The 24,376-nt window shown below is 51.1% G+C and carries 21 protein-coding genes; 5 read left to right on the plus strand and 16 right to left on the minus strand.

Translation table 11 applies throughout. The annotated features are described in order from the left end of the window. Positions 1-23 precede the first annotated feature (23 nt). Positions 24-1,211: an MFS transporter gene (locus OGY06_RS22205; RefSeq protein ID WP_003830081.1), complete on the plus strand. Its 1,188-nt coding sequence runs from the start codon at positions 24-26 to the stop codon at positions 1,209-1,211. 191 nt (positions 1,212-1,402) lie between these two features. Continuing rightward, positions 1,403-1,804: a hypothetical protein gene (locus OGY06_RS22210; protein WP_286605963.1), complete on the plus strand. Its 402-nt coding sequence runs from the start codon at positions 1,403-1,405 to the stop codon at positions 1,802-1,804. A 62-nt stretch (positions 1,805-1,866) separates the two neighbouring features. Here OGY06_RS22210 and OGY06_RS22215 read toward each other — a convergent pair whose 3' ends face one another. From OGY06_RS22215 to uxuA, 5 genes are all read right to left on the minus strand, one after another. Then, complete coding sequence (locus OGY06_RS22215; RefSeq protein ID WP_286605964.1) at positions 1,867-2,940, minus strand: porin; 1,074 nt, start codon at positions 2,938-2,940, stop codon at positions 1,867-1,869. 193 nt (positions 2,941-3,133) lie between these two features. Next, positions 3,134-3,343 (minus strand): hypothetical protein, encoded by a 210-nt coding sequence (locus OGY06_RS22220; protein ID WP_003830087.1) that lies wholly within the window; start codon positions 3,341-3,343, stop codon positions 3,134-3,136. A gap of 627 nt (positions 3,344-3,970) precedes the next feature. Continuing rightward, positions 3,971-4,744, minus strand: coding sequence for a Uxu operon transcriptional regulator (uxuR, locus tag OGY06_RS22225; RefSeq protein ID WP_032934226.1), 774 nt, complete (start codon positions 4,742-4,744; stop codon positions 3,971-3,973). 176 nt (positions 4,745-4,920) lie between these two features. Next, positions 4,921-6,396, minus strand: coding sequence for a fructuronate reductase (locus OGY06_RS22230; protein WP_149335442.1), 1,476 nt, complete (start codon positions 6,394-6,396; stop codon positions 4,921-4,923). Positions 6,397-6,476: 80 nt separating this feature from the next. Next, on the minus strand, positions 6,477-7,661 hold the full coding sequence (uxuA, locus tag OGY06_RS22235; RefSeq protein ID WP_003830090.1) for a mannonate dehydratase: 1,185 nt from the start codon (positions 7,659-7,661) through the stop codon (positions 6,477-6,479). A gap of 261 nt (positions 7,662-7,922) precedes the next feature. On the opposite strand from uxuA, the gene gntP reads away from it, so the two are divergent. Beyond that, on the plus strand, positions 7,923-9,266 hold the full coding sequence (gntP, locus tag OGY06_RS22240) for a gluconate permease GntP (protein WP_286605965.1): 1,344 nt from the start codon (positions 7,923-7,925) through the stop codon (positions 9,264-9,266). A 49-nt stretch (positions 9,267-9,315) separates the two neighbouring features. Here the strand turns inward: gntP and OGY06_RS22245 are convergent, their stop codons facing one another. From OGY06_RS22245 to dld, 4 genes are all read right to left on the minus strand, one after another. Next, on the minus strand, positions 9,316-10,011 hold the full coding sequence (locus OGY06_RS22245) for a LutC/YkgG family protein (protein ID WP_003830091.1): 696 nt from the start codon (positions 10,009-10,011) through the stop codon (positions 9,316-9,318). Next, the gene (locus OGY06_RS22250) at positions 10,004-11,431 is read right to left on the minus strand and encodes a LutB/LldF family L-lactate oxidation iron-sulfur protein (RefSeq protein WP_003830092.1); all 1,428 of its coding nucleotides are present in this window, start codon (positions 11,429-11,431) and stop codon (positions 10,004-10,006) included. Before OGY06_RS22250 ends, OGY06_RS22245 begins: the two co-directional genes overlap by 8 nt. 10 nt (positions 11,432-11,441) lie before the next feature. Beyond that, positions 11,442-12,161: a (Fe-S)-binding protein gene (locus OGY06_RS22255; protein ID WP_001102107.1), complete on the minus strand. Its 720-nt coding sequence runs from the start codon at positions 12,159-12,161 to the stop codon at positions 11,442-11,444. A gap of 74 nt (positions 12,162-12,235) precedes the next feature. After that, the gene (dld, locus tag OGY06_RS22260; RefSeq protein WP_191221870.1) at positions 12,236-13,933 is read right to left on the minus strand and encodes a D-lactate dehydrogenase; all 1,698 of its coding nucleotides are present in this window, start codon (positions 13,931-13,933) and stop codon (positions 12,236-12,238) included. A gap of 436 nt (positions 13,934-14,369) precedes the next feature. Between dld and OGY06_RS22265 the strand changes: the two genes are divergently transcribed. Then, a complete protein-coding gene (locus tag OGY06_RS22265; RefSeq protein WP_079937197.1) occupies positions 14,370-15,923 on the plus strand; it encodes an L-lactate permease in 1,554 nt (517 codons plus the stop codon). A gap of 500 nt (positions 15,924-16,423) precedes the next feature. Here the strand turns inward: OGY06_RS22265 and pdxY are convergent, their stop codons facing one another. The 3 genes from pdxY to OGY06_RS22280 form a co-directional block, all read right to left on the minus strand. After that, complete coding sequence (gene pdxY, locus OGY06_RS22270) at positions 16,424-17,281, minus strand: pyridoxal kinase PdxY (protein WP_126957745.1); 858 nt, start codon at positions 17,279-17,281, stop codon at positions 16,424-16,426. An 11-nt stretch (positions 17,282-17,292) separates the two neighbouring features. After that, positions 17,293-18,558, minus strand: a complete 1,266-nt coding sequence (locus tag OGY06_RS22275) for an aromatic amino acid transporter (RefSeq protein ID WP_126957743.1) — start codon at positions 18,556-18,558, stop codon at positions 17,293-17,295. A 190-nt stretch (positions 18,559-18,748) separates the two neighbouring features. Further along, complete coding sequence (locus OGY06_RS22280) at positions 18,749-20,119, minus strand: tyrosine phenol-lyase (RefSeq protein ID WP_003830098.1); 1,371 nt, start codon at positions 20,117-20,119, stop codon at positions 18,749-18,751. Between the two features lie 777 nt (positions 20,120-20,896). Here OGY06_RS22280 and symE point away from each other — a divergent pair. Then, the gene (symE, locus tag OGY06_RS22285; protein ID WP_003830100.1) at positions 20,897-21,259 is read left to right on the plus strand and encodes an endoribonuclease SymE; all 363 of its coding nucleotides are present in this window, start codon (positions 20,897-20,899) and stop codon (positions 21,257-21,259) included. Between the two features lie 55 nt (positions 21,260-21,314). Here the strand turns inward: symE and OGY06_RS22290 are convergent, their stop codons facing one another. The 4 genes from OGY06_RS22290 to OGY06_RS22305 all read right to left on the minus strand — a co-directional run bounded on the left by OGY06_RS22290 (position 21,315) and on the right by OGY06_RS22305 (position 24,365). Beyond that, a complete protein-coding gene (locus OGY06_RS22290; RefSeq protein ID WP_003830101.1) occupies positions 21,315-21,800 on the minus strand; it encodes an Hcp family type VI secretion system effector in 486 nt (161 codons plus the stop codon). Positions 21,801-21,818: 18 nt separating this feature from the next. Then, positions 21,819-22,145, minus strand: a complete 327-nt coding sequence (locus OGY06_RS22295; protein ID WP_003830102.1) for a DUF1493 family protein — start codon at positions 22,143-22,145, stop codon at positions 21,819-21,821. Further along, on the minus strand, positions 22,139-22,588 hold the full coding sequence (locus OGY06_RS22300; protein ID WP_003830103.1) for an STM2901 family protein: 450 nt from the start codon (positions 22,586-22,588) through the stop codon (positions 22,139-22,141). The genes OGY06_RS22295 and OGY06_RS22300 overlap by 7 nt, the downstream gene beginning before the upstream one ends. 766 nt (positions 22,589-23,354) lie before the next feature. Beyond that, positions 23,355-24,365, minus strand: coding sequence for an Ldh family oxidoreductase (locus OGY06_RS22305; protein ID WP_286605966.1), 1,011 nt, complete (start codon positions 24,363-24,365; stop codon positions 23,355-23,357). Positions 24,366-24,376: the final 11 nt, after the last annotated feature.

Below are 24,376 nucleotides of genomic sequence, written 5' to 3' on the forward strand. Positions count from 1 at the left end.
AACAGCGCGAAATGAGAGTCCGTATGTCCCAGGGAAGCCCAGATTCAAATCGTCATGCCATCAGCGTCGCGCTTTTTGGCATGCTGGTCTTAACACTGGGTATGGGAATTGGGCGCTTTCTGTATACACCAATGCTGCCAGTGCTGCTGTCGGAAGGTCTATTTACGTTTGACCAACTCTCCTGGATTGCCAGCGCCAACTACGCCGGGTATCTGGCAGGAAGCCTGCTCTTCTCCTTCGGGCTCTTCCATCTTCCCTCACGCTTACGCCCGATGCTGCTAACGTCCGCGCTCGCTACCGCAGGGCTGATTCTGGCGATGGCCAGCTTTACGCAGCCCGCGCTGGTGATGCTGATCCGCTTTCTGGCAGGCGTCGCCAGTGCCGGTATGATGATCTTTGGCTCAATGATCGTTCTGCATCATACCCGGCATCCCTTCGTGATCGCGGCGTTGTTCTCCGGCGTTGGTGCAGGCATTTTGCTGGGCAATGAATATGTCATTATCGGTCTGCATTTTGCGCTTTCATCGCACACGCTCTGGCTGGGCGCAGCGGCAGCCTCGGCTCTGTTCTTCGTGCTACTGGTTATACTCCTGCCATCTCGCGACCACATGCTCCCCGCTGCGGCCCCGGTAAAAACAGAGTATCAGCCTATGTCCTGGTGGCTGCTGGCGCTACTGTACGGGCTGGCCGGATTTGGCTACATCATTGTCGCCACCTACCTGCCGCTGATGGCGAAAAGTGCCGGTTCGCCGCTGTTGACTGCCCATCTCTGGTCGCTGGTCGGCATATCGATAATTCCGGGGTGTTTCGCCTGGCTGTGGGCCGCCCGACGCTGGGGTGTATTGCAATGCCTGACGGTGAATTTGCTGATTCAAAGCGCCTGCGTGGTCATGACGCTCGCCAGCGGCTCCTTGCCGCTGCTGGTGATAAGCAGCATGGGGTTTGGCGCAACGTTTATGGGAACCACTTCACTGGTGATGCCGCTTGCCCGACAACTTAGCGTACCGCGCAATATTAATCTGCTGGGCCTGGTCACTCTGACTTACGGCATTGGGCAAATACTTGGTCCGCTATTAACCAGCCTGCTGGGAAGCGGCGCACAGGCGATCGTTAACGCCACGGTGTGCGGCGCGGTCGCGTTGTTTATTGCGGCACTTATCAGCCTCACGCAATTATACAAACAGCGTTTCGCCTCGCCCAAAAGGGTATAACCGGCTAACGTCTAAAGAAGATATATTCGGATTAGTCCGCAATTAAATGTCAGCATTTAATAAACCGCAAATAATCGGCAATTACCCGCCAGACAATTTATAATCCCCAGATGTTCATTTATAAACTCAATTTAAAATGCGTAAAAATGGACATATTAATTCAACATCAACACCATCTTCGGGAAAGGCACATGTCGTGGTTTAAAAAAATACTACTGGGGTTAATTATTTTAGCGAGTTTAATTAGCACGCTAAAGGATTATAAAGACTTTGGCTTATTTGGCGCACTGGGATTGTTTATTATCTTCCTGTTATCAACAACATTCTTATGGCAATGGGCCTCTGGCAAGTTACCGGAGATAACAAAGTTACATGCCATACTTATTTTACTGGCCAGCGCGGTAGCCTCTATTTTTGTTATCAATATGGCAATTGCCGGAAATTTGCATGTGGATTTAATGGAAGTCATGCGCGTTACCATTACCCATAATCCGCTTTTTTATCTGATCCTCTGCGTGGTCGCATGGGTAAAAGTGGGCATCTGGCAATGGCTGTTTAACGGTGTACAGATGAAAGAGAGTCAGCCGGTTTAAACTCCAGCAAATGTAAAAAAGGCGTCTTAACCAAGACGCCTTTTTCGTACTAGTATAACTACTTAGAACTGATAGGTCAGACCCGCAACAACCTGATTGTCGCCGTCTTTGCCATCAAGCAGGTTAATTTTGTAACCCACATCAGCAACCATGTTTTTGTTGAAGTAGTAGTCTGTGCCCAGCGCAACGTATTCGGTCAGATCGTTATTGTTGTTGTCACGCGTATGGACGTAGCCCACGTTCGGACGCAGACCAAAATCAAACACATAGGCCGCCATCGCTTCAAAGTGCTGCGCTTTGTCCGCATCCTGAGGGACACCCTGAGAATTTTTTTCGCGCGTATTCAGGAGCAGGTTGTGGGATTCGCCGTACATGGTCGCAACGTAGATTGCGTTTGCATCATACTTAAGGCCTGCGCCCCAGAACTCTGCGTTTTCACCATCCCATATACCGTCTGTATTGCCTTTCTTTTGGGCCGCGGTAATTGAGCTTTTTGTATAGGCCGCAATGGCAGAAACACCAGAATCCGCGATATTATCATAGCCCAGGGAGAAGCCGTAGCCGTTACCGTGCTGCTTAGTCAAATTAGGCTTCGCTGGGTCTTCCGAGTTCGCATCACCTTTACCCTGGAATTGCGCACCAACGCTCAAACCATCAACGGCACCAAACAGATTTTTGGTACGGAGTGTTGCAACGCCAGAAGTGCGTGAAGTAAGGAAGCGGTCAGCATCTTCAAAGGAGTCACCGCCGAACTCTGAGAGAGTGTCAGTGTAAGCTCCCACGTCGTAAGCGATACCGTAGTTACGACCGTAGTCAAAGCTAACGTCATGGCCGTAATCCAGGCCAGCAAACGCCAGACGTGTCTTAACGCCATTCTGAGAACCTTCTGCTTTAGAGGCATCAAACTGACTCTCAAATTGGCCATGACCGGTCAGTTGATCGTTGATTTGTGTCTCACCGCGAAAACCCAGACGCGCGTAGGTCTCATCGGCGTTATTGCCGTCAGTCCAGGAATGGACCGCTTTTACTTTGCCGTACAGATCCAGTTTGTTGCCATCTTTATTATAAATTTCCGCTGCATGAACGGAGGTTACCCCTAATGCCATTACAGCTAATGCCACTACTGACTTTTTCATGTTATTACTCACTTTTAATTGTGAATTTTGCTATCAACTTTGTTATGAAGGCGGGATGCCCACATAAAAAAGTCCCCTCCAGATAAGGGGAAACACCAATAACACACCGAAAAAATATACCAATAAAGGCAATAATGAAGTGGCAAGACCTGTTTCAATTTTGGGTTTTAAAGAAAACCCGAACAGAGAGTAATTACTTAGATTCTTCGCTTGTGCTCTCATTAATAGAGCGATGCAACATTAATGCCTCGGCAATAATGTCTTGTTTACTTTTACGAGTTTCAAATGCCAGCGTCCGAACATATTCCCATAGAGAAGTATCGACACGGGCACTTAATAGAACCATATCTTTTGATCGGGTTCCCCTGGCTTTTCGGATATCAGGGTAATCTCGAGAGGGCATAATCATCTCCTGAACGCAAACACGCTTATGGCGATGAAATATGCAGTCAGTGTAAAAACATGTCAACGGCAAAATACAGTCACAATAGTAATGAAACTGTTAATAAAGAACAAAAAACTGGAACGTTATTTCAAATGAAAGATAACTTGATTATAGAATAATGTGTAATGTTAGCTTTACATATATCCGTTTTTATTCATATGATTAAAAAGCCACAAATCATTCACATTAATAATAATGCTCAATCAAAACATCACTACAGACAATGAGTTACATGCCATTATTAATGTCTACTTTTACGCAAACCACCAGTTTTTATGCGCTGTTATGCCAGGCGGCCCTGCACTATCTGCAGCGGAAATCACTTTGATTCTCACTTAATACAGACCTGTATTGTCTAAAAATAAGCACAAAAAGGTAAAAATAAGGTAAATAGCGCATTTTTTCGCAAGCAAAAATAAGTTGTTTTTAATTGATGAAAATCAATTTACATCACACAGGGGCGGCGAAAAAAATGATCATTGAAGACTATGGAAACCATTTTTTACATGAGGTTTAAGACGTGAAAAGAAAGGTTGTTATGCAATGCCGAGCGGGCCGCAACAGCCCGCGTGAGAGGTGGTAAAATCAAGCGTTAACTTTATCCAGCGGCCAGGAGTCAAACAGATAGCCATCGAAGTCGATGTCATCAACATTTGAAAACTCCAGCAGGCGCTGTTTGACGTTTTCCAGATGCTGCCACATCGCCAGCTTGGCCGCGCGAGCATCCTTTTTGATTAACGCCGCCAGGATCTGCTTGTGGTCACCCATCCACTCTTTACGATAGTGGGTATCATCGAGATGGCTATGAAGCTGGATCCACATCGGGTTGTTCTCGCGCCACTGCCATGACTGGCGGAACAGCTCCACCAGCATGCTGTTATGCGTGGCCTCGGCGATAGCGAGATGGAACTGCATGTCACCGCTTTCAGAACCGTTGGGTTCGCTGGAGGCCAGCTCCCGCTCTTCCAGCTGCAACGCCTGGCGCATTTTGACGATATCTTCGCGGGTGGCCTGCAGCGCGGCAAATTCGGCGATGTTGCTTTCCAGCAGCTGTCGCGCCTGTAGCAGCTCAAACGGGCCTGCATCATTGCAATGATTCACATCCGAACTGTCGATAGTCTGTGCTTCTGCATTGTCGAGTACGTAGATCCCGGCACCACGACGCACGTCCACCAGACCTTTAATTTCCAGCATGATTAACGCTTCGCGCACCACCGTGCGAGTGACATTGAGCCTCTCGGCGATTTCACGCTCCGGAGGTAAGCGCTCACCAGGCAGGTACGGCGTCTGGACAATCAGATCGCGGATCATTGCACCCACTTCCTGGTAGGGTCTTTGCTGAGAAGTGTTTGATTTCATCGTGTTATGTCCGTCAGATGCGTCAATTCAGAATCCGGAGGCTGGATGACTGCGCACACCTTATCCGGCCTACCAATAACGTTTTTTTCGCCTGAACTATAGCATTTGCGGGAAGCCAAAAACAGAAAACGGGTCAACCAAATTAGTATTTTGATTGACCCGTCATACCTGGGAGGTTATGCGTCAGCGCTTAACGCTGCAACGCACTCGCGTGCGCCGTGTTCACACAACTGTTGATACTCCGCGATAATCGTTTCCACAAAATCGGCGTTTTCCGCCAGATCGTGACCAAAAATGCCGCTTAACCCCAGCAGCGCCGTCACCCGTTCGGCTCCCTGGAACTGTTGGTTAATGCGCTGGAATTCGGCCTGCATTGGGTCGACAACATCAATGACTTGCCCCTGTTCATCCACACCGTGGGTGTAGCGCATCCAGCCCGCGATGCCCAGTGCCAGATGACGCCAGCCGCTGCCGTTTTGCAGATGCAGACGCACCGGATCCAGCAGGCGCTGCGGCAGTTTCTGGCTGCCATCCATCGCAATCTGCCAGGTACGGTGGCGCAGAGACGGGTTGCTGAAACGCTCGATCAGCAGCGTCGCGTAGGCACTGAGATCGGTACCTTCCGGCATCGACAGCGTTGGCGCTTGCTCCTGCATCATCAGTGCAAACGCCGCTTTGCGGTACGCTGGATTGGTCATGGTGTCAGCGATGGTTTCATAACCGCCAAGATAGCCCAGATAAGCGAGGAAAGAGTGGCTACCGTTGAGCATGCGCAGTTTCATCATTTCAAACGGTACTACGTCGGCAACAAACTGTGCGCCGACTTTGTCCCAATCAGGACGACCGTTAACAAAGTTGTCTTCAATCACCCACTGGCGGAACGGTTCGCAGGCGATAGCGCACGGATCGTAAACGCCCAACTGGTCGGCAATCTCCTGCAACGTTTCAGGCGTTGCCGCCGGAACAATGCGGTCTACCATGGTACACGGGAAAGTGGCGTTTGCTTCAATCCACTGCGCCAGCTGCGGGTCACGCGCCTGCGCCAGGCCCAGCACCGCGACTTTCGCCACATGCCCATTTTCACGCACGTTATCACAGGACATCACGGTAAAGGCCGCCAGTCCCTGCTCACGACGCAGATGCAGCGCCTGTACGATGTAACCAATCGCCGACTTCGGCGCGGCCGGATTCGCCAGATCGTGTTTAATCAGCGGGTTATTGAGATCTAACTGGCCGCTGGCGGCATCGGTGCAGTAGCCTTTTTCCGTGACCGTCAGCGAGACAATTGCCGTCTGCGGGCGCGCCATGGCCTGTAAAATACCATCACAGCCATCAAGCTCCGGGTGCAGGGCTTCTTTCATTGAGCCAATCACTTTCAGCACGGTATTGTCCGCGCCTTTTTCCGCCACGGTATACAGCAATTGTTGCTTGCGCAGGTTTTCAATCAGTATGCAGTCATTACCCGGCATCAGGTTAACTTCACAGATACCCCAGTCGCTGTCGGTGGTTTCCAGCAGATGGTGGGTGTACAGCGCCTGATGCGCGCGGTGAAAAGCGCCGCATCCCAGGTGAACAATGCGGGATTGCAGACGAGAGCTGTTCCATGCAGGGCGTGCAACCGGCAGGTTGCTATTGGCAATTGTCGTTGTCATCGTGAACTCCAGATCCCGTCGGAAAGACCAACGGAGAGAAAAGAAAAAAGCCGGCCAGACAGGCGACCGGCAACACTGCTTTAGCGGCTAAAGAAAGCGCGCTGGATAGCCATCTCAACGCCACGCACTTCCGCCAGGCCTTTCAGGCGACCAATCGCGGAGTAACCTGGGTTGGTTTTCTTTTTCAGGTCGTCAAGCATCTGGTGACCGTGGTCCGGGCGCATAGGAATCAGATCCTCTTTGCCCTCGGCTTTACGGCGCTGTTCTTCCTCAACGATCGCTTTCACCACTTCGTACATGTCGACGTCGCCGTTAAGATGCGCCGCTTCATGGAAAGTTTTCGGGTTATCTTCACGCAGCGTGGAGCGCAAATGGGTGAAGTAAATGCGCGGGCCAAACTGTTTGATCATGTCGACCAGGTCGTTATCCGCACGAACGCCGTAGGAGCCGGTACACATGGTGAAACCGTTCGCCATGCTGTTGACCGTATCGACCATCCACTGCATGTCTTCCACGGTGGAAACAATGCGTGGCAGGCCAAGGATTGGGCGCGGCGGATCGTCCGGGTGTACCGCCATGCGCACACCGACCTCTTCTGCTACAGGAATAATCGCCTTCAGGAAGACGGCAAAATTCTCACGCAGCGCAGCTTTATCGATATCCTTATAGCGTTCAAGATGCTGGCGGAACTGGTCGAGCGTGTAGCCCTCTTCCGCGCCCGGCAAACCGGCGATGATATTGCGGGTCAGACGTGCTTTGTCTTCTTCGCTCATGGTGGTGAAGCGTTCATGCGCCTGCGCAATCTCTTCGGCGGTGTAGTCCGCCTCCGCGCCCGGGCGTTTGAGGATATGCAGCTCAAAGGCGGCAAATTCAATTTGATCGAAACGCAGCGCTTTGGAGCCGTCCGGCAGGACGTATTCCAGGTCGGTACGGGTCCAGTCGAGAACCGGCATAAAGTTGTAGCACACGGTACGAATGCCGCACTCGGCCAGGTTACGCAGGCTTTGCTGGTAGTTGGCAATCCACTGCTGATAGTTGCCGGAACGGGTTTTAATGTCTTCGTGGATCGGTACGCTTTCGACGACCGACCATACCAGGCCCGCCTGCTCAATAATGGCTTTGCGTTTTAGGATCTCATCAACCGTCCACACTTCCCCGTTCGGGATATGGTGCAAGGCGGTAACAACGCCCGTAGCACCCGCCTGACGTACATCCGCTAAGGTGACCGGATCGTTAGGACCATACCAGCGCCATGTCTGTTCCATGTTTTATTCCTCATTTACGTTATGGACTCGACGATATGGCACATAAATTCCTCCTTTTGGTATTACATGTCAACCTGAAACGCTAAATTGGTTAACCAAATCACGATACCTGCTGATTAGATCGCCTTTTTACGTCCAGACAACCCAGTATTAATGTAAACATGTAACGCAATGTGACATCCATCGCATCATAGGTTGACCAATATATGTAACATCTCAACCAAAATCATAATAGTTCAACCAAAGTAAGGTAGACGTTATATGCACGTTCTCAATATTCTGTGGGTTGTATTCGGCATCGGCCTGATGCTGGTGCTCAATTTAAGATTCAAAATAAACTCGATGGTCGCCCTGCTGCTGGCGGCACTCTCGGTCGGTATGCTGGCGGGAATGGATTTAATGGAACTGCTGCATACCATGAAATCCGGCTTTGGCAGCACGCTGGGTGAGCTGGCGATTATCGTGGTATTCGGGGCAGTCATCGGTAAGCTGATGGTTGACTCCGGGGCGGCGCATCAGATTGCCCATAAGCTGCTGGCGCGACTCGGTCTACGTTACGTGCAGCTGTCGGTGATCATTATTGGTCTGATCTTCGGCCTGGCGATGTTCTATGAAGTGGCGTTTATTATGCTGGCACCGCTGGTGATCGTCATTGCCGCGGAAGCGAAGATCCCGTTCCTCAAGCTGGCGATTCCTGCGGTTGCCGCCGCCACCACCGCTCACTCACTGTTCCCACCGCAGCCGGGTCCGGTCGCGCTGGTTAACGCCTACGGCGCTGACATGGGCATGGTCTACATCTACGGTATCCTGGTGACCATTCCGAGCGTGATCTGCGCCGGGCTTATTCTGCCGAAATTCCTCGGCAACCTCGATCGTCCAACGCCGTCATTCATGAAGGCCGACGTACCGGTTGACCAGAACAACCTGCCGTCCTTCGGAGTTTCTATCCTGGTGCCGCTGATCCCGGCGATCATCATGATCTCCACCACCATCGCCAACATCTGGCTGGTGAAAGGGACGCAGGCGTGGGAAGTGGTCAACTTCTTAGGCTCCTCGCCGATTGCAATGTTTATCGCCATGGTTGTCGCCTTCGTGCTGTTTGGTACCGCGCGCGGTCATGACATGCAGTGGGTAATGAACGCCTTTGAAAACGCGGTGAAAAGCATCGCCATGGTGATCCTGATCATCGGCGCGGGCGGCGTACTGAAGCAAACCATTATCGATACCGGCATCGGCGATACCATCGGCATGCTGATGTCACACGGCAACATTTCTCCGTACATTATGGCGTGGTTGATAACCGTACTGATTCGTCTGGCAACGGGTCAGGGCGTGGTCTCCGCCATGACGGCGGCGGGGATTATTAGCGCAGCGATCCTCGACCCGGCAACCGGTCAACTGGTGGGCGTCGACCCGGCGTTGCTGGTACTGGCAACAGCGGCGGGCTCCAACACCCTGACCCATATTAACGATGCTTCATTCTGGCTGTTCAAAGGCTACTTTGACCTGTCGGTGAAGGATACGCTGAAAACCTGGGGTCTGCTGGAGCTGGTGAACTCCGTGGTTGGCCTGATTATCGTGTTGATCATCAGCATGATTGCATAACGTCGATACCGCTCTGGCCTATAGCGCCAGAGCGGTTTTCCATCCTGCCTCAACAATCCTCAATAATCAGATACACCGCCTTCACCGGGCCATGTACCCCAACCACCTTGATAAGCTCAATATCCGCCGTCGAGCTGGGTCCACTGATGATATTAATGCACGATGGCATACGCTCACCGGCCTGTGCTTTCTGATGCAGTTTTTCTGCCAGCTGCGCCACGCGCGGCAGGATGGTGCTTTTACGCAGCACGAAAATCGAGGACTCCGGCAACAGGCTCAGGGAACGCCCGCGCTCCGGTGCGGAAAACAGCACCACGCCGCCGGACTCGGTCAGGCCATATTCGGCATACACTACGCCGACTTTCGCCTGCTCGGCCTGGGTAATATTTTCGCTACCACGCGCCGGATCCCAGACCACGGCGTTGCATTCCTGCTGCAAGCGTTCGGTGATACCCAGCTCCACCAGCCGGCTGTCGCCGCTCAGCACCACCGGCTGCTGACCCAATTCTTCGCACAGGCGTAACGCCGCGTCTGCGGCCAGGTCCTCGCGAGTCAGCTCGCAGCGAGCCAGCATCACTTCGCTGGCGAACTGGATGAACGCATCGCAGCGCTGCTGCGGGCTAAGCTCGGTCAGGCGCTCGTTGGCATAGTTGTTAACCGGCGCGGCATCCGCTTGCGGTTCGAAACGCAGCGGGCGACCCAGCGCCTGGGCGATGGTGTTTAAAAACGCGGTACGGTTATCCATTCTTTTTCTCCTGCGCCTGATGTTTTTTAAACCAGCTGCGGAAGCTCTCGCCGTCAGCATCAGGCAGATCGCGCGCCTCCATCCAGTCACCAATCGCGCCAACCTTGAGCGGGGTTTTGCCGCCATTGATAAACCAGCTCGCCGCATGCGCGCCCGCCATCATCCCGACTTTCCACAGCCCCGGATGGCTATTGGCATAGGCGAACATCTTGATCGCCCGTCGCTCGGCTTTCGGCGTAATGCCCTCCTCGGCCATCACCCGGCGATGACGCAGGATCAGTTTTGACAGAGGAATGCGCACCGGGCAGACGCTGTCACAGGCCGTGCATAAAGAACAGGCGTACGGCAGATCCTTAAAATCTTTATAGCCGCCGAGCAGCGGAGAAATCACCGCGCCGATAGGTCCAGGATAGATAGAGCCATAGCCGTGTCCGCCGATGTGACGGTACGCCGGACAGGTGTTCATACAGGCTCCGCAGCGGATGCAGCGCAGCACATCGCGAAACTCTGAGCCCAGCACCTGCGAGCGACCGTTATCGACAATCACCAGATGGAACTCTTCCGGTCCGTCAACGTTATCCGCCTCACGCGGGCCGGTCAGCCAGGTGTTGTAGCCCGTCAGACGTGCGCCCACGGCGCTGCGCGCCAGCATGGTGATCAGCACATCCACCTCGGCAAAGGTCGGCGCGATACGCTCCATGCCCATCACCGCAATGTGCGTTTTCGGCAGCGTGGTGCACATGCGCGCGTTGCCTTCGTTGGTCACCAGACACACCGAGCCGGTTTCCGCCACGGCAAAGTTACAGCCGGTAATACCGATTTCGGCACTGAGGAAATCCTCACGGATCTTCTGACGAATGAATAAGGTCATGGCTTCCGGGGTTTCCGGGCCGTCATACCCCAGACGTTCGTTCAGCACGCGGCGGATCTGATAGCGATCTTTATGAATCGCCGGGACCACGACGTGCGAAGGAGGATCCTGATCCAGTTGCAGGATATATTCCCCGAGATCGGTTTCGATCACCTGGATTCCGGCATCCTGCAGCACATGGTTGACGCCGATCTCTTCGGTCACCATCGACTTGGACTTCACCACCTTCTGCGCATTTTTACTTTGCGCAACCTGCAAAATGTAGCGAGTGGCATCTTCTTTGGTTTTGGCGAAATAGACGTGCCCGCCGTTTTCCGTCACTTTCTCGGAGAGTTGATACAGGTAAGCGTCGAGGTTGCTCAGAACGTGATCGCGGATCTGGCTGGCACGATCGCGCCAGTCTTCCCAGTGGCCTAACTCATCGACCATTTTTTGCCGATTTGCGCCGATACGCTCCTGCGCATTAGCCACGGCTTTGCGCATGATCGGATCTTCTATCTGCTGACGAATGCGCAGTTTAAATTCTACATCGCTGGTTTTTATCGACATCTCTTTCCCCTCAGCGGCTCATCAGCACTTCAGCAATATGCATCACTTTGACCGGCTGGCCTTCCCGTTGCAGTCGGCCGCCAATGTTCAGCAGGCAGCTGACGTCTGCGCCAATCAAATATTCCGGCTTTGCATCCATCAGATGTAAGACTTTCTCTTTCACCATCTCACCGGATATTTCGGCCATCTTGACCGAGAACGTTCCGCCAAAGCCGCAGCAGGTGTCCTGATCGGCAAACGTCAGCAGCTCCAGTCCGCGCACGTTTTTCAGCAGCGTGAGCGGCTCTTCCTTCACCCCCAGTTTGCGGGTCAGGCTACAGGAAGGATGATACACAGCGCGCCCCTGCAGGCTGGCGCCAACGTCCACCACGCCCAGTTTGTTGACGATAAAGGAGGTGAGATCCTGCATACGCGCGGAAACTTTCTCAGCACGTAGCGCCCATTCCGGTTCATCGGCCAGATACGTCGGGTAGCTTTTTACCGCGTAGGTGCAGGAGCCCGCAGGGGAGATAATCGGATCGTCGTTGTCTTCCAGCGCGGCGATCAGGTTTTTCATCCCAGGGATCGCCTCTTTGATGTAACCGCTGTTGATGGCTGGCTGACCGCAACACCCTTGCTTCTCGGGGAAATTCACGCGACACCCCAGTTTTTCCAGCAGCAATACGGAGTCTCGTGCCATCCGTGATTTCAGTGCGTCACCAATGCAGGTAACAAAGAAATTTACATTCACAATAACTACTCCATTGCTTCATTTCTGTTTATTACGCTTGATATCGCGATATCAAACAAATGTTCATTCATATTTCATGCCCAGTTTTTCTGTTTGCTGGTTTTACCAATACCTGGGTTCATAGTGTTGGTCGGATCATTTTCCTGATAAAAACGTGCCAAATTTTCCGGCGCTTTATACAGATGACCGACATTGTGTTCCGCCGGATATTGCGCTCCGCGTTGGCGCAGTAATTCCAGCATCTGTTCTTTTAACGCGTGGGCATCTACGCCTTTTTTAACGATATAATCCTGATGGAAGACATAGCACATAAAATGACCGTAATAGAGTTTATGCACCAACTGACTGTCAATTTCTGCCGGTAAATGCTCATACCATTCGGTATCATTACGGCGTAATGCAATATCCAGCGCGAGAATATCCTCAACCTCATCGGAATGAACGGCCTGATAACGAATGGCAGCGCCCGCAGCGGCAAAACGATGCAGAAACGCCTTACTGCCCTCTTCCGCGGTACAGGTAAAGAACGCGCCCTCGGCCGATTTAAAATAGTCCGTTAACCATGCCTGGGCTTCGGCCACACCCTCACCGGACATTTTCAGCATTAGATGGTGTTCATAGTTATCGCGCCAGGTTTTCATCCGCGCCGGGAGATGGCTCGGGAACAGATGGCTAAAAGCCTGCATAGCGCGGTCGGTAAAGTGCGGACGAAAAATCTTCACTTTCTCAAGTATGGCCTCGGTACGCCCCTTCAGGTTGAAGAAGAACGGCATTTTGTCCGTACCAAGTTTGTCGATCATCAGGAAGGTATCTTTGCTGTATTTCTCTGCAATATCATAGATATCGCGGTGCATATACTCCCCAGCTACCGGCAGGTTTGTAAAATTCGCCAGGATGTGGCGGCGAATCTCGGTCAGGACATCAGTCTGATTGGTACCGATATAAAAGACCTGCTGGTTCTTCTCGGCTTCAAAGGTATCCAGACGTACGGCAAACACCGCTAACTTGCCCGCGCAGCCAGAGGATTCAAACAGGCGATCCGGGTCAGCGTTGTAACGTGCTGGCGTGTCGGCATTGATGTCCCGCACGCGGCTAACATAGTCGTGATCGTGCGCGTGACGCCCGTCATGGTTGACGAGCGCGGCTTCAATCGCATTGTTATCCAGCCGGGCAAGGATTTGCTCTGGCGTCTGACCTAGCTCAATGCCAAGGTGATTGACCAGCTGCAAGCGTCCCTGTTCATCAATGCGGGCAAACAGCGACATCTCGGTGTAAGCCGGGCCTCGCTGGACCAGAGAACCGCCCGAGTTATTACAGATACCGCCGATAACCGACGCGCCGATGCACGAAGAGCCGATCACCGAATGCGGCTCACGGCCAAACGGCTTCAGCGCCTTTTCCAGCGAGTACAGCGTGGTGCCCGGATAAGCCAGCACCTGCTTGCCCTCATCCAGCACATGCAGACTGTCCAGCCGCAGCGTGCTGATAATGACGATCTCGCGGTCGTAGTCATTACCATTTGGCGTCGAACCCTCGGTCAGGCCAGTGTTCGACGCCTGCATCAGGATTATTTTATCGGCCTCAACGCAGGCGCTAAGGACTTTCCAGAGTTCAAGCAAAGAGCCGGGGATAACCACCGCCAGAGCATCACCCTGACCCGAGCGGAATCCCTTACGGTAACGCGCAGTTTTTGACGGTTCGGTGAGGATATGAGCAGGGCCAACCAATTGGGTAAGAGTCGTCAAAAAGGTCTTATTATCAGTATGTTTCATGGAGGGCGGCTCTCCGCTCCTTATATCAGGGCCAGTGAAAATGGCTATAAGTTCATTTGTATGACAAAACAGAATATTCCCTCAATCAATATCCACATGCAATACCCCATTTTATTTCTTTCGGTACCGCTCACATTTTTTTAATGAAATTACCACCGCCATATAATTCATACCTCGCCCTTTGAGGGGATGCCAAAACACTTATTTCATTTATTGCAAAGATCATCCCATACCTATTAATGATTAACTCTAATGGGTGTTGTAATATTTAGTGGTTATTCATATTTAATAAAAAAATAACATTATTTATACAATTATTAACCTTTATAACTTTATTTCACTGAAGCGATTCAGTTTGCATTTTTTATTTTATTATTCAGGTAGCTTCCTTCCCCCTAAATATAGTTCAGTCTAAAAAAGTAAATCGGGAATTGTAATGCACGAATATTTAATGTTTGCTCTGGCACTCTCTCCTTTGCTGCTGATGGTATTTTTAATACTGAAATTAAAAATGCCCATCCATTATTCCGTACTGATCTCTTTGGTATTCACCGCTGCACTATCGGCAATATTCTGGGAAATGCCCGTACAAAATCTGAAAGCCGCGATAGGGTATGGCGCACTGAAGGGACTATGGCCGATCGTGATTGTGATCCTCGGCGCTATTTTCAGTTATAACGTCATGCAGGCGACCAAAGCGCTGGATATTTTGCGCGATATTCTCGCCAGCATTAGCGAAGATAAGCGTATTCAGGTGCTGCTGATTTCATGGTGTTTTGGTGGATTTCTTGAAGCCGCAGCGGGCTATGGCACGGCGGTCGCTATTCCGATCGGCATTCTCATTGCGCTGGGATTCAACCCGTTGAAGGCGGCGATTGCCTCTCTCGTGGCAAATACCGTTCCCACCGCATTCGGCGCGGTCGGGATCCCGGTTTCTATTCTGGCTGAACAGGTTAATCTGCCGGTTTATACCTTAGGCGGAACCATTATTTTGCAGCTCGCGTTGTTTAATATCCTGCTGCCGTTTGTGATTGTCTGCATTATTGGCGGTGGCCTGAAAGCCATTCGCGGCGTATTTCTGATCACGTTGATTTGCGGCATTTCCACGCTGGTTCCACAATATTTTGTCGCCATCCATCTTGGCGCGGAATTACCCGCCTTTGCCGGTAGCCTGGTCAGCCTGTTTGCCGTGGCGATGGTCAGTCGCCTGCGCAAAGGGAAAACCGATCCCGAGTGGCGCATTGAGGTCAGCCATACCCGCGAAACCACGCCGCGCTCGGCAAAAGTGTTGTTCCGCGTGGGCTCTATTTATCTGTTTATTTTTGTGTTTATCCTGCTATGTTCACCGCTGTTCCCGACAATAAAAGGTGCGGCGTCCCAACTGGCTTCTGTGCTGCATTTCACGTTGGCTGACGGCAAAACGATGGCACTGAAAGTTGAATGGGTGACCACACCAGGGATGCTGATTATCTTTGCGACCATTATCGGCGGTTTTATTCAGGGAGCGTCCGCACGCGGGATGCTGGAAGTATTTATCAAAACGATTTTCCAGCTTAAAAACTCTATCGTGGCAATTATGGCGATCGTCGCGCTGGCCACGGTGATGGATCTCAGCGGGATTATCTCCACGCTGGCGCAGTCGATTGTCGATCTGACCGGCAGCTCGTACGTCTTCCTCGCCCCGGTGATTGGCGCGCTGGGCACGTTCGTTACCGGCAGCGATACCAACTCGAACATTCTGTTCGGCAAGCTGCAAACCATAGCTGCCAGCAAGTTACATATCGATCCCAACTGGCTGGCGGCGGCCAATACCTCTGGCGCTACGGGGGGCAAAATGATTTCGCCGCAAAGCATCGCCATCGCGGTTTCTGCCACCAAAATGGACGGTCAGGCCAATCAGATCATGTCTGGCACCATGAAATACTGCTGTGCCTACATTGTGATCCTTGGCCTGAAAGTCGGTCTCTTTTATTACTGGTTTATGGCGTAAACCATTGTCAACCCCGTCAAATTCGCGGCAATCGTATTTGACGACACAGTGACCAAAAAGGTTTACACCACCCCAGAAACGGAACAAGGCGACAGGCTTTACGATTTGTCGGCGCTGACTAAAATAGCGCCGATGTTTCAAATCGAGGATTGTTGTTATGTTGTTCTGGAAAAAGATGGTGAAGAAGTTCGACGCCTTTTCCGCGTTGATTCCACCACGCTACTTCCGCGTGTAATACCTGGCACTTATGCCTGATGGCGCTTCGCTTATCAGGCCTACATTTCACACTCATTTGTAGGCTTGCGTTTCACGCTCATTTATAGGCCGGATAAGGCGCGAGCCGCATCCGGCAGCAACAGCAGCGTAAAATGCTCACCCCTTTCTCTTACGCAGACCGCATGCTCTTAACACCACCACCCACAGACGAAGCCACGCAAAACGGTAGACCAGCGGATGCTGAAATCGCAGCAATGTCAGAAACATAAAGCCTCCCTGCGGCGCTACAGTACCGCTGCCCGATAGAGAATTTGCGGATCCATTATCTGGTGACGCGCATCTATCAGCCGCAGTTCATACGAATCATGCTCTTTTGTCAGTCGCATCACCGCATCGACGACACTGGTGGTCCGCTCCAGCGCCTGCTTATCCTCATAACCATTGAGCAGTGAGGCCAGCATCACGCTGCAAATCAGATCCCCAACGCCCACCGGCATTTTGGCAAAGGTATACAGCGGCCGGGCAATGTGTAACGTCTGTTCCGGCGTCACCAGCAGCATTTCAAACGACTGTTTGTCCCGTGAGCAGTCGCCGAGATGCTTCACCAGCACCTTTTTCACCCCCCATGCCACCAGCTGTTGCGCAGCTTCCACCACCTCGTCAAAACCACGCAGTTGTCTGCCCGTCAGCACGCCCAGCTCATAGAGATTCGGTCCCATTATGTCGGCCAGTTGAATGGCATCATCGACAAAAAAGGACTCTACGCCCTGCGCGACAATGCAGCCTTTTTGCGGATCGCCCATCACCGGATCGCAAAAATAGAGCGCCTGCGGATTACGCTGACGAATGGTGGTGACCGCGTGCTTCACCTCTTCACAATGACGTTTATCTCCAAGATACCCGGACAGCACGGCATCGCATTGCGCCAGCTTTTGCAGGTCATCCAGCCCGCTGATGATGGCACTCAGCTCGCCGTGCGGCATCGCCATGCCCTGCCACATCCCGTACTGGGTGTGGTTGGAAAACTGTACGGTGTAAAACGGCCAGACATCGATCCCCGAAAGCTGCATCGGCAGCACAGCGGCTTTATTTCCGGCATAGCCATAAACGACTGACGACTGAACAGACAACACGTTTTTCATTTTGACTCCGTCTAACGAAACGTTGGCAGCAGACCAAATACGTCCAGAACAACCGTCAGATAGACAACCGCCCCACAGACAATCACCAGGTTAAGCACGGTGTTATTACAAGGCGCGGTATATCTGGCGGTCGGGAAACGTTTCCGCGCGGCTTTCACCAGGAACGGCGGCAGGATCACGCTCCAGATGGTAAAGGCCAGACCGGCGTAGCCAATCGCGTGCACAAAACCGTTCGGGAAGAAGAAGCACACGGCGGCTGGCGGAAAGTAGGTCACCAGCGCGGTTTTCAGGCGGCCCATGCCGTCATCCGGGAAGTGAAACAGGTCGGCGATATAATCGAACAAGCCAAGCGTCGCCGCCAGCAGAGAACTGGCTACTGCGAAGTTGCCGAAGAAGGTCAGGATCAGATCCATATACCGGCTGGTGAACAGCTCGCTGATGGCCTCGACAAACACATCGATATTGCCGCCCTTGGCGATAATTGGCGGGAACGCGGAACGGCTGATGTTACCCATCGTGACGCCCAGCCAGAAGATGTACAGCAGCAGGGCAAACAGCGTACCGATGATAATCGAACGCGTGATATTCGGGACCCCACTCTTGCCATACAGCTTGACCAGGCTCGGCACGTTACCGTGAAAACCAAACGAGATAATACAGAACGGCAGCGTCATCAGAATGTAAGGTAGGTACTGTGAGTTGGGCAGCGCCACCGCCACGCTGTCGACAAGTTTCGCCACTTCAATATGACCAACCAGCCCGGAGAAAGTAGCAAAGAACGCGATAAACTTACCGATAATCAACACGGTAGTGATGCGTCCAACCAGCAAGGAGCTGTACCAGGCAATCGCGCCGACTAGCATACTGACGATCACCACCGAGATATTCGCCGGAAAGCGCACGCCGCTGTATTTGAACACGGTTTGCGCCATCACCGCTGACGATCCGGAAATATAGGCATAGGTCAGAATATACAGCACAAAGCCGAAAGCGATACCGACTACGATATTCCACTTACGGCCTAATAAATCCTGAGTAAAGGTATTAAAACTGGCACCGGCACCATAATGCAGATTAACTTCAACCAGCATCAGACCGGTTAATAACATCATGATGGCGATAAACAGAAGAATAACAGACGCACCGGGGAACCATACGCCGGCCATCGCAATCGGCAGGGAGAACATCCCGCCACCCACTACGGTTGCGATAACCAACATGGTTCCGCTAATCAGTCCGGGGGTACTACTCTGTCGCTCAATGGCATTAATATCCATGATAAATGTTCCTGTAGACTATTCGTTATAATTACAGCTGTCATTTGTACATCATGCGGATAATAAAAATGTCGGAGTCAGGGTTTACTTTTTTTTAGTTATGTCACGGTAACGAGCACCGCAAAGGCTTCCTGTTCATGGAAAAGGAATACAAAAAAGCCCCATCATGTGATGGGGCCATAACTATTTTTTAGATGTAATCAAAGCGTGCAGTAAAGAAACGTAACTGCTTCGGCTCGTAAATAAACTTCAGCCCGCGAATATCTTCTTTGTGCTGGTAAAGTTTAATAATGCCGTCAGCCACGACATCCATATGTGCGTAGGTATATACACGACGTGGAATAGTCAGACGCACAGTTTCCAGTTTCGGTCTGTGGTGTTCACCGGTCACGTTATTACGGCCCGCAGAGATAATTCCGCGTTCCATACTACGTACGCCCGTTTCCACATAGATGCTGGCGGCCAGACTTTGTGCCGGGAACTCATCTTGCGTGAGGTGCTCGCAGAAGCGACGCGCATCGAGGAATACCGCGTGACCACCCACCGGTTCAACAATCGGTACGCCAGCGGCTTTCAGCTTATCGCCCAGGTAGCGAACCTGCTTCACGCGGTGCTCGATGTACTCGTACTGCATGGCTTCACGCAGGCCAATCGCCATGGCTTCCATGTCGCGTCCGGCCAGACCGCCGTAAGATGGCATCCCTTCGTACACCACGACTAACTCTTTGGCAGAAGAGAACATTTCGTCATCGTTCATGCACAGGAAGCCGCCGATGTTCACCAGACAGTCTTTTTTACCACTCATGGTGCAACCGTCGGCGTAGCTGAACATCTCATGCACGATCTCGGCGATGCTCTTGTTCTCAAAGCCCTGCTCTTGCTCTTTGATAAAGTAGGCGTTTTCCACGCAGCGGGTAGCGTCGTAGAACACTTTAATGCCGTGTGCTGCCGTCAGTTCACGCACCGCACGCATGTTCGCCATCGAGACCGGCTGGCCGCCCGCGAGGTTAACCGTCACCGCCAGGCAAATATACGCAATATTCTCTGCGCCTTTTTCATCAATCAGCGTTTGTAATTTTTTAAGATCGATATCACCTTTAAACGCAATATTCAGACCGGCATCGTGCGCTTCGTCACGAACGATATCGACAAACACCGCACCATTTTTTTCCTGGTGATAACGGGTGGTAGTGAAATACATATTACCAGCAACATATTGCCCTGGTTTAATAGCCAGTTGTGATAATAAGTTTTCTGCGCCGCGGCCCTGGTGAGTCGGAACAATATGTTTAAAGCCGAACAATTCCTGCACGGTTCTTTCCAGATGATAGAAGTTTTCGCTGCCCGCGTACGCTTCATCACCCATCATCATTCCGGCCCACTGCTTGTCGCTCATTGCGTTGGTGCCACTGTCGGTCAGCAGGTCAATATAAATATCTTTCGAATTTAACAGGAAAGTATTGTAACCCGCTTCTTGCATTTTCTTAAGGCGCTCATCACGCGGGATCATAGATACAGTTTCAACGCTTTTAATACGGAAGGGTTCTGCCGGATAATTCATTTTGTTTCTCCAGTAACAGTGGTCATGTACGTATTAATGTGAAGTAAATCATACCTGGTTCATCAATAAAGTCTGATGAAATATAACTATTCGCCTCCTGAGCCAGGGGGAGAAATAATGTGGAGGCACTATGCAAGATTTGATTGATTATGGAAATAGCCCGGTCAACATTAATCACTGGCAATAATTTAAAAAGCTGTAAATGTGAGTGATGCAAATCACACGCCTTTTTTTTACCCGTTAATATTCAACAAGTTTTTTTTTGCGTTTCGATTTGCCATTCATCGTAGTGTGTCTGCGGAGAGTGGAAATACTGAAAACTTAACTTTCCAGGCTGTGCTCGTAATGTATTGCTGAATGAGTACACCTCATTTTGTGAGAGTCGGATCACTTCATGGAGTGACATTTGTGATTTACATCACTAAAAGTGTAAAGCAAAGTGTACAAAACGGTGTTGTTTCAGAGTTTGCTATTTGCTTCAGTGAGTTAGATCGCATTTTTGGCCTGATGCAGAGGAGCGCTATTTTCTGGAAATGGCCGTATTTGGCGGACTGGAGGGGAATGGATTTATACGGTGAATAATACCGGATTTATTGGGGTGAAGGCGTTTTCTATTTATTCCGAAAGCGTGCTATTCGCGCTTATTTCATCTTATTTACATCTGGACTTCCCCCAGTTTACTGGCGTAATTTACAGGGGTTTTATTAGCGCGATGCGAAGGTGCGCCAACACCTGCGCATCGCTAATCACAGTAACTATTTCACGAGAATAGCCATCATGACTGATACGCATTGTATTGCAGTTTCATTTGATCAAGAAGTGCACGCCGCAGATAACCGTCGCCTGAAGGTGGGATATGCGAGCCGTTATCCTGATTACAGCCGTCTGCCGGTGAAGTACGTTCAGTTTCCGTCCATCGTGATGAAGGGCCAGTGGCTTAAAGCCGCCGGATTCGACACCGGCACCCGCGTTGATGTGCGCGTAATGCAAGGTTGCATCGTGCTCACCGCCCAAACGCCCCAGCCCGAAGAGTCAGCGCTGATGAAATCGCTGCGCAAAGTAGAAAAGCTGTCAGCACGCAAACAAAAACAGGTGCTGGAGTTTATCGCGGTGATTGCGGGGAAAACGTTGAAGGGGTAAGAGTGTCCTTGAGGCGCCTGTGGCGCCTTTATTAGGGGTTATTGCGCCATCTTTGTTATGCCGTAGTACGTTCGTTCCAGGCGTCGGTATATTGAATATTGCCATCTACAATACACCAGGTGATTTTTTCATAGCGCAGTTGTACGCTTTCCAAATGCCCGGTTCCCGTTACCGTACGTGTGTCATGCACGATTGGTGTCACTGATACAACTTTTACACCTTCAAGTAGGGTATTAAAATATTCCACTTCCTGGCCTGCGTCGTTTATGTGATAGAACTTAAGTTCCGCACTTTGAAGTGTCTGACCTGTCGCAACTGCTTTGTAAAGGTATGGGCTGGAGGAGTCGATCTCTTTGTCAAATAGAAATGGGCCATGTTGGCGTGTGCCGGTTAGCTTCCCGGTGGCACCATCTGTTGGAATGCTAAGGTTATGTGTCAGACCACGGAGCTCAATACTGCCTTCACGTCCCCGGACATCTGAACCTCCACGAATCATCGCGCCACCATCATCTTTTAAAAATAAATGAACGGGTACAGCCATTTTTAAAACTCCTTGTAATCAATCATATAACCAGTGACCTGCTCTGGCTGATTCTGCGAACATACGCACAGTAAGCGGTTTTGACACTTGTTTGATGGGTTCTTTGGTAAACCACTTTCGATAGACCGACTCTCTTTCCCACGGGTAATAGGCCTCGAAATCAATGACTGAAACATCAACGTTATATTTCTCTCCAAAATCTTCAATGGCATACGGTAATTCATCCCATTCAGCGTAACCTTGCAGCGGCGTATCAAGTTCAATCGGGATAGGCTTGAAAGTAAACGTTACCGCGAGAGATAACTCTCCCCGAAAAAATTCTAATACCTCGTTATCAGTCACCATACGCGATCTTCCTCTCTGGCAATGGTGTTGTAGGTATTCACCGTTTTATAGACAATTTGGGCGACATCACTTGCGAGTAATGCCCAACCAATCACAGGAATTGTTCGTCCAACGAATGCCCCAAGATTGTTAGTCATCATTGGTTTTAAATATTTGATACTGGCATTGGTGATGGTAGGAAGCCTGACGGACAATGTTACGTTAAGAAACTCACGAGAATATTTGGAGGCAATTGATGTGCCTTGTGTTGCCCCATATGGTTTACCCCGTGTTTTCAGCAATGGTAACCCAAGAATGATACATGACATTGTTACCACATCTTTAATTCCCCCAAATTGTTCATCAATTTTATCGAGGAAGATCCAGAAAAATAGCTCACCTGCAGAAATGTTACAGACCCCTTTATAAAAGTATGTTCCGTTGAGTTCCTCTACTGTATCCATCAGTCCCCCTTCTTCCCTCAATGATTTGCTTGCTTATCGTACTCCAGGGGAATCACGAAGAATAAAGATGACTACCGTATAAAGTCTATTTTCAGATAAAATAAATATCATGCCGTTAGTAGTAATGTACCAGGAAGACATAATGTAGTGATTGAGTGCTATATCTGGTAAAGAAAACATTCATAACAATAATGTAAATAAAACTACCGAGGCATAATGATATGAGTAAGTTTACTATTCCGATAATAAATATAATTCTTAGCGGTTATGTGGCTACCTTATGTTTAATTTGCTTGTTCTAATTCGATTCATGGCAAGATAAAACCCTTGCCGTTATTATCATCGTAGGGATTATTTATATTATCGTTTCTATCGTAAGCAGGTTTTTACCCACGAAAATGCGTCTATTGGATGGAGTACTTGACCTATTATCCGGACCATTGCTGAGCGCAGGAATCCTCGCCTGTTTCGCCTTGTTTGAACCCTGGTCCATAAAAATTATTGGCATTTTTATATGGGTTATCGTTATGATTTACTTACCTTTACGTATAAATAATGGTAAGGATTAATCATGTTAATTCTGGCTTACCGAATTCTACCTGAACAGTTATGTTTAATACTCTGTGAATTCTCCGTCACCATACCCGATTTCCCTCTCTGCATAGATCCTGGCAGGGCGACTTCGCTCAAAATACAGTGTGAAAAAGGAATATGTAACGATACACGTATAACAGGAGGGACATCGTCCCTCCTGTTCTCGCGATAATTATTTCACTAACGCAGATATATCCTTGAACAGCGAATGGGCTATTTCCACACCGTCACGAGTTGTACGCGTACGGGAATGATAGCGACGCTCGCCCGGTAAACGCGCCCCTTGCCGCTGCATATCGGCAAAGAGTCGCTCGGCACGTGCCAGATGCTGCAGAGCCTCCAGTCCCAGAAAGCGGGCCGGGTCCAGGGCCAGAATCAGCTCGCCACCATAGGGCAACCCGCCAGCCCCCTTATCCCACGCCAGCGATTCCGCGCTGGTCATATCGCCGATGAGCGGTCCGGCAAGCAGTTCCACCATTGCCGCCAGTGCCGACCCTTTATGCCCGCCAAACGTCAACATCGCACCGTCGAGGATCGCCTGCGCGTCGGTGGTGGCCTGACCGTCACCGTCAATCCCCCACCCTTCCGGCACCGCTTTTCCCGCCCGTTGATGGAGTTGGATCTCTCCCCGTGCTGCCGCACTGGTGGCCATGTCGAAGATAAACGGGGGTTTTTCTTCACGCGGCCAGCCAAATGCTATCGGGTTAGTGCCAAAAAGCGGCTGCGTCCCGCCCGCGGGAGCAACCCACGCATGGCTGGGCGTCGTCGCCAGCGCCACCAGCCCCGCCTCGGTGAGCGGCTCAACGTCGGCAAACAGCGCCGAAAAGTGCACACAGCGGTTAATCGCCAGGGCTGCAATTCCGCTGTGGCGCGCCTTTTCTATCAGCAGTGGAAGTGCGCGCTCGAATGCCAGCAGGGAAAATGCCCCACCGGCATCCACCTTCACAATGGCCGGCGCGGTATCGGTGATAACCGGCTCAGCGTCAGGTGACACCTTTCCTTTACGTCGCGTCTCCACAATCCCCAGCAACCGCCACAAACCATGCGAGGCACAGCCATCACGCTCACCGTGGGTCACGTTTGTCGCGACCACCACGGCATGCGCTTCACTGAATCCGTTCCCGCGCAGCACCTTATATGCCAGCGCATAAGCCTCTGTTAACGAGAGGTTTACCATCTCCATGACCGACTCCT

Source organism: Citrobacter sp. Cpo147 (genome assembly GCF_030332405.1).
Taxonomy (GTDB): Bacteria; Pseudomonadota; Gammaproteobacteria; order Enterobacterales; family Enterobacteriaceae; genus Citrobacter; species Citrobacter portucalensis.

Excerpts from the sequence above, each read along its gene's own strand:
- OGY06_RS22205 (WP_003830081.1), top strand. The coding sequence starts at position 24 with ATGTCCCAGGGAAGCCCAGATTCAAATCGTCATGCCATCAGCGTCGCG.
- OGY06_RS22210 (WP_286605963.1), top strand. The coding sequence starts at position 1,403 with ATGTCGTGGTTTAAAAAAATACTACTGGGGTTAATTATTTTAGCGAGT.
- OGY06_RS22215 (WP_286605964.1), bottom strand. The coding sequence starts at position 2,940 with ATGAAAAAGTCAGTAGTGGCATTAGCTGTAATGGCATTAGGGGTAACC.
- OGY06_RS22220 (WP_003830087.1), bottom strand. The coding sequence starts at position 3,343 with ATGCCCTCTCGAGATTACCCTGATATCCGAAAAGCCAGGGGAACCCGA.
- uxuR (WP_032934226.1), bottom strand. The coding sequence starts at position 4,744 with ATGAAATCAAACACTTCTCAGCAAAGACCCTACCAGGAAGTGGGTGCA.
- OGY06_RS22230 (WP_149335442.1), bottom strand. The coding sequence starts at position 6,396 with ATGACAACGACAATTGCCAATAGCAACCTGCCGGTTGCACGCCCTGCA.
- uxuA (WP_003830090.1), bottom strand. The coding sequence starts at position 7,661 with ATGGAACAGACATGGCGCTGGTATGGTCCTAACGATCCGGTCACCTTA.
- gntP (WP_286605965.1), top strand. The coding sequence starts at position 7,923 with ATGCACGTTCTCAATATTCTGTGGGTTGTATTCGGCATCGGCCTGATG.
- OGY06_RS22245 (WP_003830091.1), bottom strand. The coding sequence starts at position 10,011 with ATGGATAACCGTACCGCGTTTTTAAACACCATCGCCCAGGCGCTGGGT.
- OGY06_RS22250 (WP_003830092.1), bottom strand. The coding sequence starts at position 11,431 with ATGTCGATAAAAACCAGCGATGTAGAATTTAAACTGCGCATTCGTCAG.
- dld (WP_191221870.1), bottom strand. The coding sequence starts at position 13,933 with ATGAAACATACTGATAATAAGACCTTTTTGACGACTCTTACCCAATTG.
- OGY06_RS22265 (WP_079937197.1), top strand. The coding sequence starts at position 14,370 with ATGCACGAATATTTAATGTTTGCTCTGGCACTCTCTCCTTTGCTGCTG.
- pdxY (WP_126957745.1), bottom strand. The coding sequence starts at position 17,281 with ATGAAAAACGTGTTGTCTGTTCAGTCGTCAGTCGTTTATGGCTATGCC.
- OGY06_RS22275 (WP_126957743.1), bottom strand. The coding sequence starts at position 18,558 with ATGGATATTAATGCCATTGAGCGACAGAGTAGTACCCCCGGACTGATT.
- OGY06_RS22280 (WP_003830098.1), bottom strand. The coding sequence starts at position 20,119 with ATGAATTATCCGGCAGAACCCTTCCGTATTAAAAGCGTTGAAACTGTA.
- symE (WP_003830100.1), top strand. The coding sequence starts at position 20,897 with ATGACTGATACGCATTGTATTGCAGTTTCATTTGATCAAGAAGTGCAC.
- OGY06_RS22290 (WP_003830101.1), bottom strand. The coding sequence starts at position 21,800 with ATGGCTGTACCCGTTCATTTATTTTTAAAAGATGATGGTGGCGCGATG.
- OGY06_RS22295 (WP_003830102.1), bottom strand. The coding sequence starts at position 22,145 with ATGGTGACTGATAACGAGGTATTAGAATTTTTTCGGGGAGAGTTATCT.
- OGY06_RS22300 (WP_003830103.1), bottom strand. The coding sequence starts at position 22,588 with ATGGATACAGTAGAGGAACTCAACGGAACATACTTTTATAAAGGGGTC.
- OGY06_RS22305 (WP_286605966.1), bottom strand. The coding sequence starts at position 24,365 with ATGGAGATGGTAAACCTCTCGTTAACAGAGGCTTATGCGCTGGCATAT.